The organism is Clostridium sp. DL1XJH146 (assembly GCF_054819755.1).
This window is the reverse complement of sequence record NZ_JBTVVN010000001.1, coordinates 1-17,328: the sequence shown is the minus strand read 5'-3', so window position 1 is coordinate 17,328 and position 17,328 is coordinate 1. Positions and strand designations below refer to the sequence as shown.

Below are 17,328 nucleotides of genomic sequence, written 5' to 3'. Positions count from 1 at the left end.
AGTTAACCCTAATTTTCTCAGTATTATATATCGCCCCCAAGCATGTATAGTAATTGAGACAGATGCTTTAAGGTATTACCTTAAAGCATCTAATTTCTTATAAGGAGGTCTTCACATGAATAGTTTTATTCAACAGATTATAAATGGGCTAGCACTTGGAAGTGTTTACGCCCTAATTGCATTAGGTTATACTATGGTATATGGAATTATTAAATTAATAAATTTTGCCCATGGTGAGATTTACATGGCAGGTGCATATTTTGGATATTTAGCTGTTACAGTGTTGGGCGTAGGTTTCATACCTGCATTATTCATTGCAATGTTAGGTAGTGGTTTGCTAGGAGTTGTAATTGAAAAAATTGCTTATAAACCTCTTAGAAATTCACAAAGAATAACTTTATTAATTACAGCTATCGCTATGTCTCAATTGTTACAAAATGTATTCAGATTGAAATTCTCAGCCAACCCTAAACCGTTTCCTACTGTATTAGAAACTAAAATTTATCATTTATTTGGAACAGTCCAAATAAACAATATACAAATTTTAATTTTAACTGTATCAGTAATTTTAGCTATTGCACTTGAACTTTTAGTTCATAAAACAAAAGTAGGAAAAGCAATGAGAGCTACTTCATTTGACAAAGATGCTGCTGCTCTTATGGGGATCAATATAAATACAATTATTTCTGTAACTTTTGCAATCGGTTCATCTCTTGCAGGTGCTGCTGGTGTACTTGTAGGAATAATGTATCCTAGAATAGACCCTTTAATGGGAGTAATGCCTGGGCTTAAAGCCTTTGTTGCTGCCGTTGTAGGTGGAATTGGTATATTGCCTGGAGCGATGCTTGGTGGAATAATAATGGGCTTTACAGAAACATTTACTAAAGCATATATATCAACTCAATTGTCTGACGCTATTGCATTTGGATTATTAATAGTTATCCTACTTATTAAGCCTACTGGTTTATTAGGTAAAAAAATAAGCGAGAAAGTGTAGGTGCACGAATATGAAAAAATTTTTTACTAAAAAAAATATAATTATAATAAGCATATTGTTAGTTGTATATTTAATTATTTTTGCTCTTATACAATCAAAAGCACTTAATGCATATTATGCTCAAATACTTATTTATCTTGGTATTAATGTAATTTTAGCTGTTTCATTAAACTTAGTGCTTGGCTTTACAGGTCAACTTGCCCTAGGTCATGCTGGATTTATGTCTATAGGAGCCTATATATCTGCAATATTAACAATCAAATTAGGTCTACCCTTCCCTTTAGTCTTGTTAGCAGGTGGTTTAGCTGCTGCATTTTTCGGTTTCCTAATAGGAAAACCAATATTAAGACTTAAAGGTGACTATTTAGCCATTACTACTTTAGGTTTCGGCGAAATAATAAGAGTTATTATTGTCAACTTAGATTTTCTTGGTGGTCCAAGAGGACTTGCAGGAATCCCTAAAAAAACAAATTTTACTATAGTTTATATACTAGTAATTGTTACCGTTATAGTATTTTATAGATTAATCAATTCTTCTCAAGGTAGAGCTATGATATCTATAAGAGAAGATGAGATAGCTGCTGAAGCTATGGGAATAAATACTGCTCTTTACAAATTAAAATCATTTGTTATAGCATCTTTCTTTGCTGGTATTGCCGGTGGATTATATGCTCATTATATTATGTTTATTGATCCAAAATCATTTGACTTCTTAAAATCAGTTGAAATATTAACTTTCGTTGTACTTGGCGGTATGGGAAGTTTAACTGGAAGTATTCTCGCAGCAGGTGTTTTAACTTGGCTTCCTGAGTTACTAAGAACTTTTGCAGAATATAGAATGCTTATTTATGCTATAGCCTTGATAGCTCTTATGCTGTTTAGACCTCAAGGAATTATGGGCACAAGCGAAATATCAGATGTACTAAAAAAAATATCATCAAAATCAAAAAATAAAAAATCTGTAGAACTATAGGAAATCTAAATCAAAATGAGGTGAACATTATGTCTTTGTTGAAAGCAGATAGTTTGACAATGCAATTTGGCGGTTTAACAGCTGTTTCAAATTTTACAATAGAAATAGGTAATAATGATTTATATGGCCTTATAGGTCCAAACGGTGCCGGTAAAACAACGGTTTTTAATATGCTTACTGGTGTTTACGCTCCAACAAAAGGTACAATTACTTTTAATGGAGAAGACATTACAGGTATAAAACCATACGAAATAACTCATAAAAACATAGCTAGAACATTCCAAAATGTAAGATTATTTAAAGATTTAAGCGTTTTAGATAATGTGAAAATTTCAATGAATTATCAACAATCATCAACTTTAACAGAAACTCTTTTGAGATTACCAAAATTTCATAAAGATGAAAAAATAATTGAAGAAGAAGCTATAGAAATTCTAAAGGTTTTTAATTTAGATACAAAAAAAGATGAATATGCTAAAAATCTTCCCTATGGAGAACAAAGAAGACTAGAGATTGCTAGAGCACTTGCAACAAAACCAAAGCTTCTTCTTTTAGATGAACCAGCTGCTGGTATGAACCCTCAAGAAACTGCAGAATTAATGAAACTAATAAATTGGATTAGAGATAAATTTAAAATATCTATTCTATTAATAGAACATGATATGAAACTAGTAATGGGTATATGCGAAAAAATTATTGTTCTTGACTATGGTAAAATTCTAGCAATTGGTACACCTTCAGAAGTTAAAAATAATCCAGAAGTAATCAAAGCGTATCTGGGTGAGGAGGCTTAATATGCTTAAAATAGAAAATCTAAATGTTCATTATGGAGCAATTCACGCCCTTAAAGGTCTAAATATTGATGTTAATGAAGGTGAAATTGTAACATTAATCGGTGCAAATGGTGCAGGTAAAACCTCTACTTTAAGAGCAATATCTGGTTTAATACCTATTTCCGATGGAAGTGTTACTTACGAAGATAAGAAAATATCTAATATTCCGGCCCATGAAATTGTTAGTTTAGGTATTTCTCATGTTCCAGAAGGACGAAGAGTTTTCTCTAACTTATCCGTTATGGAAAATATAGAATTAGGAGCCTATTTAAGAAAAGATAAAAAAGGAATAAAAGAAGATATTGAAATGGTGTTTACTAAATTCCCAAGATTGAAGGAAAGAATGTCTCAGAAAGCTGGTACACTAAGTGGTGGTGAACAACAAATGCTTGCTATGGGTAGAGGCTTGATGATAAGGCCAAAGCTTATGTTGATGGATGAGCCTTCTATGGGACTTGCACCTTTAATAGTTAAAGATATATTTGATATTATTAAAGAAATAAATTCAACTGGCACAACTGTGTTATTAGTTGAACAAAACGCTCATATGGCTCTGTCAGTTGCAAATAAAGCTTATGTATTAGAAACAGGTAATATTGTACTCGAAGGTAATGCTCAAGAGCTTCTTAATGATGATTCTATTAGAAGTGCATATTTAGGTGAGTAATAAGTTTACTCTTAAAAAAATTATATCTGAACAGAATAAAAGGAAGCAATTTTAGCTAAGCTAACATTTGCTTCCTCTATTTATATGATAATTATACTATTTTTTCTTCGCTATTACATTCCTCTAATATTTCTATCAAATCTACTGGCTTCCCTATTGTAAAATCAGGTCTACTCTTCTCAAACATTATATTCGGCACCAATGTCCAACCTACTAACACCGTTTTTACTCCAGACCGTATGCCACTCTCAATATCATGAACTGTATCGCCTATCATAATCATTTCTTCTATTTCACAATCGAAGAAATCTTTAACTTTATATATAGCCTCAGGGTGTGGTTTCTTATTTTCTACCATATCTGATGAAACAAAATATTCAATATATACATCAAGATTAAACATTTTTAATCCTTTTGTTATTCCCCTTGTGCCTTTATTTGATACTATAGCTATCTTATATCCTTTTTCAAATAAAGTATAAACTAACTCTTTTATTCCATCAAATATTTTTGTTTCTTCTTCCCTTTCTCTGTATTTATCTCTATAATATGATACCATTTTCTCTGCATTTTCCTCAGAAAAATGTTGCATTTGCTCAATAAGTGGTTTCCCAAATATGCTAATTATATCATTTGCCTCAACGTCCTTGCTTTCAAAAACTTTTGCAGTTTCAATTAAAAGTGTTTTAATAATATCATTACTGTTCACTAATGTACCATCAAAATCAAAAAGTATATATTTTATCATAAATTTTATCCTTTCTGAATAGGCATTTTACTCAATATTAAATTACCACACCTATACTATAATAATTATACTTAAATCATTAAAAACAATCAATCAATACTAAAAATAAATTGAATACTTAGCAAAGTAGCTACAAATTTATTGAAATCAATAAAAATCTAATGTATCATTTGAAAATCTTATTTTAACATCTACATTTACAACTAATTCTGTAGAAGAAATAACATCTTCAAATTTTTCTTTAGGATATTTTCTATGTAACTCTTCTTTAATATTAAATAAATCTATATTTTTTTCTTTATACTCTTCAAATATATCGTAACAGGCTTTTATAATATTTTCCTCTGTTTGTTCTTGAATTTCACTAATTGTATTTTTGTCAACTTCCATTTCTTCTTGAATTTCTCCTATAGTTGTCTCCACTTTTATATTTTTAATTAAAATAATTTTATCTTCATCAACATTTATATCAGTTTTTGTTTTATTGTTTAAAATTTCTAAAGTTAAATATTTATCTCTATGGGAAGGATTATTAGGTTCTAATGTTCCTGATTTAACTTTATCCATCATAAAACTATACCCTTGTCCTCCCATAGTTTTAATTGTACTAACAAGTTTGTCTTCTTTAAGTACTGCTCCTCCAATTATTTCAATTTTATTCTCCCCTACACTCTCTTTTTTAATTTCTACAAGAGGAACAACAACAACTTTACTTCCCATAAGTCTTTCTATCATATACCTATTAAAGGTTAATTCAACAGCTCTTGAAGAGTTACCAACATTAGTTAGCAATTTAACTATAAAAATCCCCAAATATTTATTTTCTTTGTATTCAGTAGTAAGTAACGTTTCTGCACTATCCTCTGTAATGCATATATATGGTCTTAATATCAATTCTTGGTCTCGATCCAACAAATCTATAAAATTTTCTAACCCATAATCAGCAGCCTTTCTTGTAAAAATGATAACTTTATTTTGAGTGAAATTAATTCTAAAGCTAGCGGAAAGTGTTATATTACGTATAGCTTCAAACATGGTTTTACCTTTTCCTTTAAAAACAATTCTTGTCCCTGATTGTGCTTCTGAACCTTCCCCCCCAAGTGGTTTAAAAGTCTCAATATAAACTACTGGATTATTATCTTCAGCAATATCAACAGTAATACAAGTACAATATAAAGCATTATTTATATCCTTATAGCTAAAACAACTTGTAAATATGAATTGACATAGAAAAATTGAAAGCAAAGCTTTTTTCATTTTTTTCATTGAATATCATCCTTTTTTATAGAATCAGGCTTTGAAATATCCACCAAAAACTTTCTTACAAATACATCCCCTAATTTTAGCTTCTTTACTGTTCCCAATGGATATAAATATTTATATCCACATGTTTCAAGCTTTGATAAATGAGTAATAAGAAGAAATATTCCAAAATATACTCCTGGCATACCTATTAAGGAGCCTAAAACAACTATAATCAAACTCCATAAAGATGCAGGTACATATAAATTAGGTATTAAGAATGTTGCTATAGATGCCACCGAAACCACTACTATGGTGCTTTGCGAAGCCAATCCAGCCCCAACAGCTGATTCTCCTAAAATAAGAGCCCCAACAATACTAAGTGCTTGCCCAGTAGGTTGAGGTAATCGAATTCCTGCTTCCCTTAATAAACCAAAAAATGAAAGCATAAGAATTAATTCTACTATTGTAGGAAATGGTACCCCCGTCCTAGATGATGCTAACCCAAATACAAATACCGTTGGAATTAGCGAGAAATGATGCGTAGTTAATGCAACATATAGCCCCGGTACTAAAGTAGCTAGTAAAAATGCTATCCATCTTTCAATTCTTGAGATAGTACTTATAACAATATTAGAATAATAATCATCAGGAGTTTGAAAATGTTCAAGAAAGAAATATGGAGCTATTAAAACAGAAGGAGTCCCATCAACTATAACTGCGACTTTACCTTCCATAATCTTTGACGCTATAACATCCGGTTTTTCGCTATATCCAATAGTGTTAAAAGCAGTTTTTTTCTCTCTTAAAATTTCTTCAATATAATTTATATCTAAAATAAAATTTATATCTAAACTGTTAATCTTATCCCTAATGTATGAAATCAATTTTTCATCTGTTAAATGATCTATATAAACTAAGGCAACAGAAGTATTTGAATTGGTTCCAACACTCATACTCTCGAATTTTAAATTTCGATTTTTTACCTTTCTCCTTATTAATGATACATTATCGACAATTAGTTCATTAAAACCCTCTCTCGGCCCTTTAAGAACAGCTTCTGTTAAAGGGGTATTAATACTTCTTCTTACATACCCTTTAGCCTCACATATAAGATTTCTGTCACTGAAATCAAATATAATTACTACATCTCCAGAAAGAACATGATTTATTAATTCATCTCTATCAACTACTTCTTTAACGTAAGAACTACTAACTATGCCAGTTTTAATTAAATCTACATCACTAATTTCATAATTATTGCTTAAAGGAGCTACAACATATTCACTAATAAATTTAGCATCACATAAATCATCAATATACATTATATAAATATATCCTTGCTTATTCTTTATTAATCTCCATTTAAAATCAAAACTACCTTTCATTTCATCTTTTATCCATAAAAATGTATTTCTACCCATATAATCACCTAGAATTATTATTTGAATATTATCGAATAATATTCTATTTTTTAAGAAATAATAGTATTATTAAAATTTGGATTTTGAGGTGGTATATTGAAAAAAATAAACACACGGCATTTAATATTCCTAATATTCGGCGTAACTATAGTTCCATTAAAAACTTATCCAAATCTAATAATTCAGCATGCAAGTAGAGATGCCTGGATTTCAGTAACTATATCTTCTATAATTATTTTACTCGCTACTATTTTTATTACTAAAACAACACAAAAGACAAATGTATATAAAATAACCGACGTTTTTAAAAAAGCATTTGGTGATACTATAGGCTATTGTATTTCTATAATATTCTGTATTTCATTATTTTTAATATTAATTGAAAGTTGTACATTAGAAGCCAGTGCTACTAGAGGCAATTTATTAATTGACAGTCCATACTGGTATATTATAATTTTCTTTCTTATAGCTACATTATTTTCTATTAAAAGTGATTTATCCACAATATTAATAATCTCAATAATTGGTTTAACTTTTACATTTATTGCCGGTATTAACCTTGGTTTTATGACTCATAAATATAAACAAATTGAATATATATATCCTATCTTAGAATTTGGTTTTAATAGAGAAATGACTATATCTGTAATAAAATCTCTTGGTTGTTACAGTTCAATAGCATCAATATTTGTTTTCTTTCAATTTATTGATGATAAGCAGAATTTAAATAAAAGTTCTTTTTTAGCTTTAGTAATAGTAATCCAAATGGAAATAGTCGCAATGATGGGAGTAATTACGACTTTTGGACCAGAGCGAAGTCTCCAATTTGTTTACCCAAAATTGTTGCAATCTCAACTTGTTAGCCTATTTGACTTTCTAGAAAGTGGAGAATTTTTTGTTCTTCTTCAAATTGTTGGTGGCTGGTTTATAAAATATATAATAACTTTCTATGCTTTAAAAACTGTTTTAGAAAATTTGAATATTTATAAAAAACATTTTCCTATTTTCGTATCATTAATAGTATTTATTGTTTCTAATCTATTGTTAAGAAGCAATTTCAAATATTTACAAATATTAGACTATTATATTATTTTTTTATTCTTTACTTTATTTATTCTGCCTTTATCAGCATATATACTATTGTTTATAAAAAATAAAACTTCCAATTCAAATTAATAAAAGAGAGCATCTGCTCTCTTTTATTAATTACTATATTTAAAATAGTTTATTCTTTTAATTCTTCAATTAACTCTTGTATTTTAATTGAACATCTTCGCCCTTTACATCCACCTGTTCCTGACCCTGTTGCCTTATTGACCTTTTCTACTGTATCAGCACCATCTATTATAGATTTTTTTATAGTAGCTCTAGATATAGCTTTACAAAGACAAACCTTTGTTAATTTATCCAAAATTTTTTCATCAATATTATTATCCATTTAAATTTCCTCTCTATATAAGAATAATAGTATTATATGCTATTTAATAATAATTTTCAATTGATAATTTTTATTATCTTCTTCTATTTCCCCTTTTTTTTACTAATTACTTTAGTTTCTTCATTAACTTTAGTCAACAAATTTTTGATTTTCTTATCATTAAAAATACTGTTTGAAACCATGGTAATAAATTTTAATTGCACCCTTTTAAACATATTCTGTAAAGAAAAGTGGCTATTGCTGTGATTTAAAAACCTATCTATTGTAGTTAAAATTTTAATAAATTTTCCAAAGTATTCTTTTCCACTATCAGTTTCCAATATTTCTTCTACAGTTGAATAAACATCATATTCTTTTAAAATTTTTATGTCTGAAATAATATTTATCTTTGATGCTAAAACAATCTGCCTTGAGGATTTTCCTATAAGAATCGCATAATCTCCACTTTCAACGTACCAATCATGAATTTCAGTATTGTAATATGAAAAAGCTCTTTTATCAAGATTAAATTCTACTTCCTTATTATCACCAGGTTTTAACTCTATTTTTTTAAATCCTTTCAGCTCTTTCACAGGTTTTTTTACAGTTGATTTTAACGATGATACATATAATTGTACTATTTCTTTTCCTAAAACTTGCCCACTATTTTTTATATTTAACTTTACAACAATATTAATTTCATTATTAAGTGGTTTTTTCTCAATACTTAAATTACTGTATTCAAATTCTGAATAACTAAGACCATACCCAAATGGAAATAAGGGTTCAATTTCACGTGCATCATAAAATCTATATCCAACAAAAACGCCTTCACTATAAATAGCATGTTTTCCATCGCCAGGAAAAGATAAATAAGCAGGTGTTTGAGACAATTTATGTGGAATTGTTTCAGCTAGTTTTCCACTTGGATTTTTATCTCCAAATAATATTTGAGCAGTTGCGCTACCCATAGCTTGTCCAGATAAATATGTCAATAACACCGCTTTAGTCTCATCTATCCAAGGCATTTCTACTGGAGCACCACTTGTTAAAACAACCACAATATTTGAATTTACATCATATAACTCATGTAATAATTTTAGCTGATTCTTAGGTAATTTTATATCCGGCCTATCATATCCTTCTGATTCATAGTATTCAGGTAATCCAATAAACAATATGACTAACGGGCAAACAGCTGCTATTTCAAGGGCTTCTTTCAATAATCTTTCATTTAAAATTTCATTTTTTATACTATATCCTTTTGAAAATCTTATTTTGGACTTATCTAAAACTATTTTTTCTATTTCTTCTAGAGGTTTATCCAATTTTGTAGGATTGATATGGGAACTTCCTCCACCTTGAAATCTCGGAGTAATAGCTAATTCTCCAATAACTGCTATTTGACTTTCTTTACTTAGTGGAAGAATATTATCTTCATTTTTTACTAATACCATACATTCTGTGGCAATATCATTTGCAAACTTGTGATGTTTTTCTTTATCATAAGGGTTTTTTTGAGTTTGCCTTTCAACTGCTTTATTAACAATTTTTAATATTCTTTCTACTGCAAAATCTATATATTTTTCATCTAATTCATCTTTTTTAACTGCTTTTTTCAAAACCATGCTATTTAAATTTTTAGATGATGGCATTTCTAAATGCAAACCTGCTTTTACGCCATCTATTCGAGAATTAACCGCTCCCCAATCTGAAACAATAAAACCTTCAAACCCCCATTTATTAATTAAAATGTCCTTTAATAAATAATTGTTTTCTGAACAATATTCTCCATTAACTTTATTGTAGGAACACATGACAGTCCAAGGTTGTCCTTCCTTAATAGCTTTTTCAAAAGATGCTAAATAAATCTCATGGAGAGTCCTTTCATCTATTTGTGCATCTATTCTCATTCTTTTTGTCTCTTGATTATTTGCAAGGAAATGCTTTATTGAAGTCCCTACTTCTTTGCTTTGAACTCCTTTTATATAATTCACAGCCATTTGTGAAGATAAAAATGGATCTTCAGAAAAATACTCAAAATTTCTACCACATAAAGGTGTTCTCTTAATATTAACTCCTGGTCCTAAAAGTATATTTATCCCTTCACTAACGCACTCATCCCCTAGATACTCACCTAACTTATAAATAATATCTTCATTCCATGAGTTAGCAAGAGCAGAAGCACTAGGATAGCATGTAGCCAATTTGCTACCATACAAGCCCAAATTATCATTAAACACCTTTTGTTTTCTTATGCCATGTGGGCCATCTGAGAAAGTTATGGAAGGTATATTCAATCTTTTAATATTTTTTGTTCTCCAAAAATCACGACCAGATAATAAAGATATCTTTTCATCCAATGTCATTTTTTTAATAATATTCACTATGTCATTTTCCATGATAATACCCCTTATTAGTTTAATTCTCTTTTCGCTATAGGTTATACTTAAACTTTTTGTAAATCTATATAGTATTTCAACTTAATAATGATTTATTTATCTATATTATAGCAAAATTATTTTTATCATTCCATAATACATAAATTAAATAACTGTTAAGTAAATTGAAATTTATTATTGGAATACTATTAGTCTGGTTACTATAGGAATCTTTGTAAAACAAAAATCATCGAGCATTTTTGAGTAAATTAATCCAAAAATATTCCACATCATCAGGTAATGCGTCTTTAATTGGTTTCAATTTATCGGTTTCTATTTCATTAAGTACTTTCAAAATCAAATCATAATATTCTTCTGGAATTATTTCTTTCAAATTCAATTGATAACCTTCCTTAAAGCATCTTACTATGTGATTTTCAATTGTTTGCTTAGCATAATCTCTTAATTTGCTTATTTCCTTTATTGATTTACCTTCCATAAACATATCATATGTTACTATATAACTCTTTTCTGTGTCAGATTTTCCTGCATTTCGATTATTGCTATTACTATCATCATCTAAAAATGAAGACGTACCGTCTCCTTTTTTAATTGTGGAAACATCAATATTATTTTCATTTATGTATTCATTTATAACTTCCAAAAAATCTTCTCCATATTTATCATATTTTAGTATACCTACACCTTTAATACCCAAAAATTGTTCTTTAACAATTGGCATATATATACTCATTTCCTTTAAGGAAGCATCTGAAAAAACAATATATGGAGGTACATTATCCCTAATAGCAATATTGCCTCTTAATTCTCTTAATTTATGGAATAGTCCATTATCAACTTCAATAACTCTTTTAATATTGATAGCTTTAATAAATACTTTTTCATCTTTTTTCAAAACTTTTATTGCTTTATTAGTAAGTTTTAGAACGGGGTATCCATCGTTTGTAAGACTTAAATAACTATCTGCTGATAATTTATTAATGATATCAACAATATCTTTTTTCCTATAACTGTCCATAATCCCATAAGTGGATAAATCGTTTAGTTTAAATTGTAACACCTTTTTATTCTTTGACCCTTTCAATACATCGGCTACCATACCACTTCCAAATCTTTGATTCATTCTGTATATACATGAAAATATTTTTTTTGCTTCAAGAGTTATATCTGTTAACTCTTTTTCATCAAGACAATTGCTACACATATTGCAACCATTGTCATTTGAATAATCACCAAAATATTCTAGAATATATTTTCTTAAACATTGTGATGTATAACAGTAATCTACCATAGCTCTCAATTTTTCATATTCATTTTCTTTTCGCTCTGGGGATAAATTATTTTCCTCTATAAAATATGCTTGAATTTGTGTATCCCTTGGTTCAAATAATAAAATACACTCTGACTTCAATCCATCTCTACCAGCTCTTCCAGCTTCTTGATAATATGCTTCCATATTTTTGGGCATATTATTGTGAATTACAAATCTAACATTTGATTTGTCAATACCCATTCCAAATGCATTAGTTGCAACAACAACATCTATTTTATCATAGGCAAAACTATTTTGAGTTTTTTCTCTTTCTTTATCACTTAATCCTGCATGATATACCCCAACTTTCACACCTTCCTTTAGAAGTATATTGTACAAATTTTCAGCATTTTTTCTAGTTGAAGTATATATTATTCCCGTTTCGCCTATATTCTTCTCTAAATATGATAATATAAAATTGTTTTTGTTAACACCTTTATATACTGAAAAAAACAAATTTTCCCTATCAAAACCTGTTAGATAAACCTTAGGGTTATCTAAACCAAGTAAATTAATAATATCATTTTTTACTTTATCTGTAGCTGTAGCAGTATAAGCTCCTATAACAGGTTTTTCTTTTATATTTCTAATAAAATTTATTATCTCCATGTAACTAGGTCTAAAATCATGTGCCCATTGAGATACACAATGAGCCTCATCTACTGCAACAAAAGATATCTTAGTATTTTTCAAAACACTCTGAAAATATGATGATTGAAGCCTTTCGGGTGCAATATATAATAATTTATATTCACCAGAGGATATATCAATTATTCTTTCATTAATTTCATCATTACTCAAAGTACTATTTATATAAGTAGCTTTTATACCTATTTGATCCATACTATCCACTTGATCTTTCATAAGAGAAATAAGCGGTGAAATAACTATAGTAAGTCCGTCAAACAACACTGAAGGTAACTGAAAACAAATGGACTTACCTGCTCCTGTTGGCATTATAGCCACAACGTCTTCATTATTAAGAACACTTTCTATAACTCTCCTTTGACCTACTCTAAAAGAACTATAACCATAATATTTTTTTAACGTTTCTAAAATATTTTCCAAAATATCAACCTCTTTTTCATTTTTTGTATATTGATTTCATATTCTAAAATTTATATTTTATAATCAATTGTATCATTTACCTTTTATAATTCTATTATTAACCAATAATAGAATTATATACAAACATTAGTTCTTTTTGGAATTTTATTTACAAATTGTGTCTATACGTAAAATTCATAAAGCTCTATATTATTATATCAATACTTCTATAATAATAAAAATTCTCTTTCAGTATTTACTACATCAAAATTCATTTATAACAAAAGAGAATGCTAAGCATCCTCTTTTGTTGAAAAACTTGTTCCTGATTTTTTTTGATTTTTATTATCCTTAATATTTTTATATAATTTTTTCAATAAATAAATAGCAACCTTAATTAAAACATAAATGCTAAAAATATAAATAAATCCCCATAATCCTGCTACAATATCACCAAAATCCATATTGCCTCGTCCAGTTATCTTTTGTTCTATTTCAATAGCAAAAACAATTACAACTAAAACAGTAAATGTATAAACAAACGAAACCACTTCAATACTTATCTTTGATAATGCTTTGAAAATCTGATTTACAATTACATACATTATGATTCCTATAATCCCTATAATAATAAAATGTAATTGCTTATCATCAAAATTAAACCCTATTACATCAAAAATTTCCATAAGCATGTCATGAAATTCATTTATTATAAAACTAATAATATCAAGCATTTTTACCATCTCTATCCCTCCTCAAATTATTGCTAGATGAAACTTTTATCAATCTATAACAATATTGTATTCCCAAGTATTTATTCCACCAAAATCATAAATATTGGTATAACCCATTTCAATAAGTTTTTGGCTAGCCTCCTTACTTCTGTTACCACTTCTACAATATACAAGAATTGTTTTATTCTTATCTTTTAATATTTCATCAGCTTTTGTGTCAATAGTATCTAAAGTAAGTAAAATGGCTCCTTGTATATATCCTTCTTCATACTCTTCTTGCGTCCTTACATCAATTATAAGTACGTCTTGAGTATCAATCAATTTCTTAGCTACGTATTGATTTATTTTCATATATACAGCTTTTTCATTTTTGTATATCTTTAATAGATTAACTTGTAGGGGCCAGCTTTCCATTACTTCTGTCCCAGAAACTATTCCAATTGTATTTCCATAGTTAAACTTATTAGAAACTCCATCGCTAAACTCAATTTCCTCATTGATATTTAAAGATATCAAATCTGTCCCATTATTAACTCGTATAACAAAATTATTATTATCTTCCATTTCAATAATTTTACCTTCATATGATACTGTATTTTCACCATTTACAATATTAGCGTTGGTAATATTATCTATATTACTGCATCCAACAACGATAAATTGAATAAGAAGAACATAAACAACAATAAATTTTCTGTTTTTACTCATATTTTTTAGTAAACAATTTAGTTGAAATAAAACCCAAAAATCATTTACTTTTTTTCACCTCTTTAATATTATTAATTGCTTTTCAAATAATTATATTTAGAATACACTAAAAGACTTAAATTTTCAATAAAGATATTCCTATACAAAAAATCTTTATATTTACCAACATTTATCTGAAATAAAAAATATTATTTTGAATATTATGTTAATATTTATGCTATAAATTTGTATACTAATCTAAATTTGAAAATCAGCAGTTAAGTTGCTATAATATAATATGTATTATTTAATAAAATAAGATAAAATTTTGTCTTTTATTGTATTTTGGGGGATGTTTAATGAATAATTTAATCAAAAAAATTAAAAAGTGGCAAGAAAAGCTTACATTGAACTTTAAAGAAAGTAAAAAAATCAAATTTTCAGCTATAACCACAGTTTCTTTAATTCTAATAGCTCTAATTATTTACAATAACTCTATCACTTACGCTGTTATTATTAATAATAACACCATTGGCTTTGTAAAAAACAAAGATGAAATCAGTGAATTGAAAAATAATTTAAAATTAGAATATGAACTAAAACTTAATAAAGAGATTGAAATTGCTCAAAAAATCAGTTTTGATAAAACTCTTTCCTATGGAAAAAATGTTTTAACTACTGAAGAGATAAAGCCCTTAATCATTAATGAATTAAACATTAATGTCGAGGCTTATACTATTTATGCTGATTCTAAAGAACTTGCTGTATTAAATTCAGAAGAAACTGCAAATTCACTTTTAGAAAATTTGAAAAATCAATACATAGATGAAGATTATGAAAACACCTTAAAAGAAACACATTTTGTTGAAACTGTTGAAGTAAAAAAAGAATACTGCAATCCAGAAGAAATTACAAATCTTGATACTGCCTTCCAATTAATTGCCTTAGGTACTGATGAAATAAAAGAATATATAGTTGAAGAAGGTGATGTTGTTTCTTGTATTGCTGAAGATTATAATATTAGTGTCAATGAGGTTTGCATGGCTAATCCAACCATAGATATTGACAAAATACAAATTGGACAAGTTTTAAGTCTGACTGTACCAAAACCATTTATTAATGTTGAAACAATTGAATCAGCCGACTATATAGAAGAAATACCATTTGAAACAGAATATAAATCCTCTGATGACATCTACGAGGGTGATACAAAAGTATCTGTAAAAGGTGTCTGCGGCAGTGCTAATATTAAAGCTGACATAGTAAAAGTAAATGGTATTGAAACTGAAAGAATCATATTGGAAAAACAAAACATTTCAGAACCAACTACTGAGATTGTGCTAAAAGGGACAAAAACAAGACCTAAAACAGTTGCTTATGGTTCTTTCATCAAACCAACAACAGGATATATTACGTCTCCTTTTGGTTATAGATGGGGTAGAATGCACGAGGGTGTTGATTTTGGTATTCCAACAGGCTCTCCTATTATAGCAGCGGATGGTGGTAAAGTAACTTATGCTGGTTGGAAAGGTGGCTACGGATATCTAGTAATTATTGACCACGAAAATGGATATCAAACTTATTATGGTCATAATAGCTCTCTAAAAGTATGTGCTGGAGAAAGAGTTTATAGAGGACAAACCATTTCATTATCTGGAAATACTGGCAATTCAACTGGACCACATCTTCATTTTGAAATCAGGAAAAACGGGACTCCAGTAAATCCACTTAATTATATTTAATACAATTTGCAATTTAAATTAACGAAGATTCTCAACTAGGTTGAGAATCTTATATTTTTGTCAAATATTTTATATGTTACTATCTATTTCTTCAATTATAAACTTATCGAAACGAATTTCATCTACAAAATTATCTTTATTAAAATATGTTTTACTTTTTTTGTTATACTCTTTTAAATTTCTAGGTAACCAATACGGTTTTTCAATATCCAATCTATAACAAATATCTACAATACATTCTTTCAATTTTTCTTGATAATTTCCTTCGTCTCTTGAAATAACTATTTCTTCGCTAATAATCTTATTATTTTTGATTATTGTCCCTAATATTTTTATCAATTTTTTATTCCCATTCCTTCCAAATATCCGGATTATACCCTACTGTAGCTTGTTTACCATTTCTAACAATAGGCGTATTGTATAATTTAGGATGATTCAATAGTATCTCTTCTCTAGTACTATCCATCCTTATTTTGTCCATATTTTGATTTTTGTACTCTTTAGATTTTTCATTTATTAAATTGGTTAAACCTACCGCTCTCTTAACGTTTTGTAATTCACCTTTACTCAAAGCCTTTTCATTTAAATCTATAAACTGAAATTTAATTCTTCTTTCCTTAAAATATCTTTGCGCTTTTTTTGTATCAAAACACTTTGTAGTACCAAATATTTGAATATTCATAAACTCGCTCCCTATCTTATTAAACAAAATCAATATATTCAGATATCAACTATATCTCGTTTGAGAAATTCAAACTATTTTTTTACGTCACCATTATTTTTATTAATATTTTCCATTTCATTCTCATCTATAATAATTTTTCTTGAAATGAGTTTTTTACATTCATTACAAAAATAACTAACTGAACCACACCCTGATACTTCTTCTAATTCTTCAAAACAATTTGGACAATAATATTTTTCCTTCATAATAATTCTCCTTTTTTCAATGAAAATTTTTGTTCTGACTATTAACAAGTATTTTAACATATGTTAATAGTCAGAACAAGTTAATACTATTAAATACAGCTCTAACGAGCAAATTTATTTTATAGCTGTAGTAAGCTTAAATTTATCGTTTTAAATTTCAGAAAATTCTAACA

At 28.1% G+C, this 17,328-nt stretch carries 17 protein-coding genes; 6 read left to right on the top strand and 11 right to left on the bottom strand.

What is annotated here, in order from left to right; all coding sequences use genetic code 11:
• The first annotated feature begins 115 nt into the window (after nt 1-115).
• Genes ACVHXK_RS00085 through ACVHXK_RS00070 form a run of 4 tightly spaced genes read left to right on the top strand, consistent with a single transcriptional unit; the run spans nt 116 to nt 3,470 of the window.
• Complete coding sequence (locus ACVHXK_RS00085) at nt 116-997, top strand: branched-chain amino acid ABC transporter permease (RefSeq protein WP_461204295.1); 882 nt, start codon at nt 116-118, stop codon at nt 995-997.
• A gap of 10 nt (nt 998-1,007) precedes the next feature.
• Entirely contained in the window at nt 1,008-1,970 is a 963-nt protein-coding gene (locus tag ACVHXK_RS00080) for a branched-chain amino acid ABC transporter permease (protein ID WP_461204294.1), read from the top strand.
• A gap of 29 nt (nt 1,971-1,999) precedes the next feature.
• The gene (locus ACVHXK_RS00075; RefSeq protein ID WP_461204293.1) at nt 2,000-2,764 is read left to right on the top strand and encodes an ABC transporter ATP-binding protein; all 765 of its coding nucleotides are present in this window, start codon (nt 2,000-2,002) and stop codon (nt 2,762-2,764) included.
• Between the two features lies 1 nt (nt 2,765).
• Entirely contained in the window at nt 2,766-3,470 is a 705-nt protein-coding gene (locus ACVHXK_RS00070; RefSeq protein WP_461204292.1) for an ABC transporter ATP-binding protein, read from the top strand.
• 91 nt (nt 3,471-3,561) lie between these two features.
• Here the strand turns inward: ACVHXK_RS00070 and ACVHXK_RS00065 are convergent, their stop codons facing one another.
• The 3 genes from ACVHXK_RS00065 to ACVHXK_RS00055 all read right to left on the bottom strand — a co-directional run bounded on the left by ACVHXK_RS00065 (nt 3,562) and on the right by ACVHXK_RS00055 (nt 6,884).
• Nucleotides 3,562-4,218 (bottom strand): HAD family hydrolase, encoded by a 657-nt coding sequence (locus ACVHXK_RS00065; protein ID WP_461204291.1) that lies wholly within the window; start codon nt 4,216-4,218, stop codon nt 3,562-3,564.
• 147 nt (nt 4,219-4,365) lie between these two features.
• A complete protein-coding gene (locus ACVHXK_RS00060) occupies nt 4,366-5,484 on the bottom strand; it encodes a Ger(x)C family spore germination protein (RefSeq protein WP_461204290.1) in 1,119 nt (372 codons plus the stop codon).
• Nucleotides 5,481-6,884 carry a spore germination protein gene (locus tag ACVHXK_RS00055; RefSeq protein ID WP_461204289.1) on the bottom strand — a complete coding sequence of 468 codons (1,404 nt, stop codon included), beginning with the start codon at nt 6,882-6,884 and terminating at the stop codon, nt 5,481-5,483. Before ACVHXK_RS00055 ends, ACVHXK_RS00060 begins: the two co-directional genes overlap by 4 nt.
• 96 nt (nt 6,885-6,980) lie before the next feature.
• Here ACVHXK_RS00055 and ACVHXK_RS00050 point away from each other — a divergent pair, with 96 nt between their 5' ends.
• Complete coding sequence (locus ACVHXK_RS00050) at nt 6,981-8,060, top strand: endospore germination permease (protein ID WP_461204288.1); 1,080 nt, start codon at nt 6,981-6,983, stop codon at nt 8,058-8,060.
• A gap of 49 nt (nt 8,061-8,109) precedes the next feature.
• Here ACVHXK_RS00050 and ACVHXK_RS00045 read toward each other — a convergent pair whose 3' ends face one another.
• From ACVHXK_RS00045 to ACVHXK_RS00025, 5 genes are all read right to left on the bottom strand, one after another.
• Nucleotides 8,110-8,322 carry a (2Fe-2S)-binding protein gene (locus ACVHXK_RS00045; protein ID WP_461204287.1) on the bottom strand — a complete coding sequence of 71 codons (213 nt, stop codon included), beginning with the start codon at nt 8,320-8,322 and terminating at the stop codon, nt 8,110-8,112.
• Nucleotides 8,323-8,405: 83 nt separating this feature from the next.
• The gene (locus ACVHXK_RS00040) at nt 8,406-10,703 is read right to left on the bottom strand and encodes a glycoside hydrolase family 3 C-terminal domain-containing protein (protein ID WP_461204286.1); all 2,298 of its coding nucleotides are present in this window, start codon (nt 10,701-10,703) and stop codon (nt 8,406-8,408) included.
• Between the two features lie 226 nt (nt 10,704-10,929).
• Nucleotides 10,930-13,086 carry a DNA helicase RecQ gene (gene recQ, locus ACVHXK_RS00035; RefSeq protein WP_461204581.1) on the bottom strand — a complete coding sequence of 719 codons (2,157 nt, stop codon included), beginning with the start codon at nt 13,084-13,086 and terminating at the stop codon, nt 10,930-10,932.
• Between the two features lie 269 nt (nt 13,087-13,355).
• Complete coding sequence (locus ACVHXK_RS00030) at nt 13,356-13,805, bottom strand: hypothetical protein (RefSeq protein ID WP_461204285.1); 450 nt, start codon at nt 13,803-13,805, stop codon at nt 13,356-13,358.
• 39 nt (nt 13,806-13,844) lie between these two features.
• Nucleotides 13,845-14,504 carry a rhodanese-like domain-containing protein gene (locus ACVHXK_RS00025; protein WP_461204284.1) on the bottom strand — a complete coding sequence of 220 codons (660 nt, stop codon included), beginning with the start codon at nt 14,502-14,504 and terminating at the stop codon, nt 13,845-13,847.
• A 338-nt stretch (nt 14,505-14,842) separates the two neighbouring features.
• Between ACVHXK_RS00025 and ACVHXK_RS00020 the strand changes: the two genes are divergently transcribed.
• Entirely contained in the window at nt 14,843-16,225 is a 1,383-nt protein-coding gene (locus tag ACVHXK_RS00020) for a peptidoglycan DD-metalloendopeptidase family protein (protein WP_461204283.1), read from the top strand.
• Between the two features lie 69 nt (nt 16,226-16,294).
• Here ACVHXK_RS00020 and ACVHXK_RS00015 read toward each other — a convergent pair whose 3' ends face one another.
• The 3 genes from ACVHXK_RS00015 to ACVHXK_RS00005 form a co-directional block, all read right to left on the bottom strand.
• Nucleotides 16,295-16,564, bottom strand: a complete 270-nt coding sequence (locus ACVHXK_RS00015; RefSeq protein WP_461204282.1) for a hypothetical protein — start codon at nt 16,562-16,564, stop codon at nt 16,295-16,297.
• Between the two features lie 4 nt (nt 16,565-16,568).
• Nucleotides 16,569-16,907 carry an arsenate reductase family protein gene (locus ACVHXK_RS00010; protein ID WP_461204281.1) on the bottom strand — a complete coding sequence of 113 codons (339 nt, stop codon included), beginning with the start codon at nt 16,905-16,907 and terminating at the stop codon, nt 16,569-16,571.
• A 74-nt stretch (nt 16,908-16,981) separates the two neighbouring features.
• Nucleotides 16,982-17,155 carry a YfgJ family double zinc ribbon protein gene (locus ACVHXK_RS00005; protein WP_461204280.1) on the bottom strand — a complete coding sequence of 58 codons (174 nt, stop codon included), beginning with the start codon at nt 17,153-17,155 and terminating at the stop codon, nt 16,982-16,984.
• Between the last annotated feature and the right edge of the window lie 173 nt (nt 17,156-17,328).

Bases quoted from the DNA above. Each gene is read 5' to 3' on its own strand.
- ACVHXK_RS00085 (WP_461204295.1), top strand. From the start codon at position 116: ATGAATAGTTTTATTCAACAGATTATAAATGGGCTAGCACTTGGAAGT.
- ACVHXK_RS00080 (WP_461204294.1), top strand. From the start codon at position 1,008: ATGAAAAAATTTTTTACTAAAAAAAATATAATTATAATAAGCATATTG.
- ACVHXK_RS00075 (WP_461204293.1), top strand. From the start codon at position 2,000: ATGTCTTTGTTGAAAGCAGATAGTTTGACAATGCAATTTGGCGGTTTA.
- ACVHXK_RS00070 (WP_461204292.1), top strand. From the start codon at position 2,766: ATGCTTAAAATAGAAAATCTAAATGTTCATTATGGAGCAATTCACGCC.
- ACVHXK_RS00065 (WP_461204291.1), bottom strand. From the start codon at position 4,218: ATGATAAAATATATACTTTTTGATTTTGATGGTACATTAGTGAACAGT.
- ACVHXK_RS00060 (WP_461204290.1), bottom strand. From the start codon at position 5,484: ATGAAAAAAATGAAAAAAGCTTTGCTTTCAATTTTTCTATGTCAATTC.
- ACVHXK_RS00055 (WP_461204289.1), bottom strand. From the start codon at position 6,884: ATGGGTAGAAATACATTTTTATGGATAAAAGATGAAATGAAAGGTAGT.
- ACVHXK_RS00045 (WP_461204287.1), bottom strand. From the start codon at position 8,322: ATGGATAATAATATTGATGAAAAAATTTTGGATAAATTAACAAAGGTT.
- ACVHXK_RS00040 (WP_461204286.1), bottom strand. From the start codon at position 10,703: ATGGAAAATGACATAGTGAATATTATTAAAAAAATGACATTGGATGAA.
- ACVHXK_RS00030 (WP_461204285.1), bottom strand. From the start codon at position 13,805: ATGGTAAAAATGCTTGATATTATTAGTTTTATAATAAATGAATTTCAT.
- ACVHXK_RS00025 (WP_461204284.1), bottom strand. From the start codon at position 14,504: ATGAGTAAAAACAGAAAATTTATTGTTGTTTATGTTCTTCTTATTCAA.
- ACVHXK_RS00020 (WP_461204283.1), top strand. From the start codon at position 14,843: ATGAATAATTTAATCAAAAAAATTAAAAAGTGGCAAGAAAAGCTTACA.
- ACVHXK_RS00010 (WP_461204281.1), bottom strand. From the start codon at position 16,907: ATGAATATTCAAATATTTGGTACTACAAAGTGTTTTGATACAAAAAAA.
- ACVHXK_RS00005 (WP_461204280.1), bottom strand. From the start codon at position 17,155: ATGAAGGAAAAATATTATTGTCCAAATTGTTTTGAAGAATTAGAAGAA.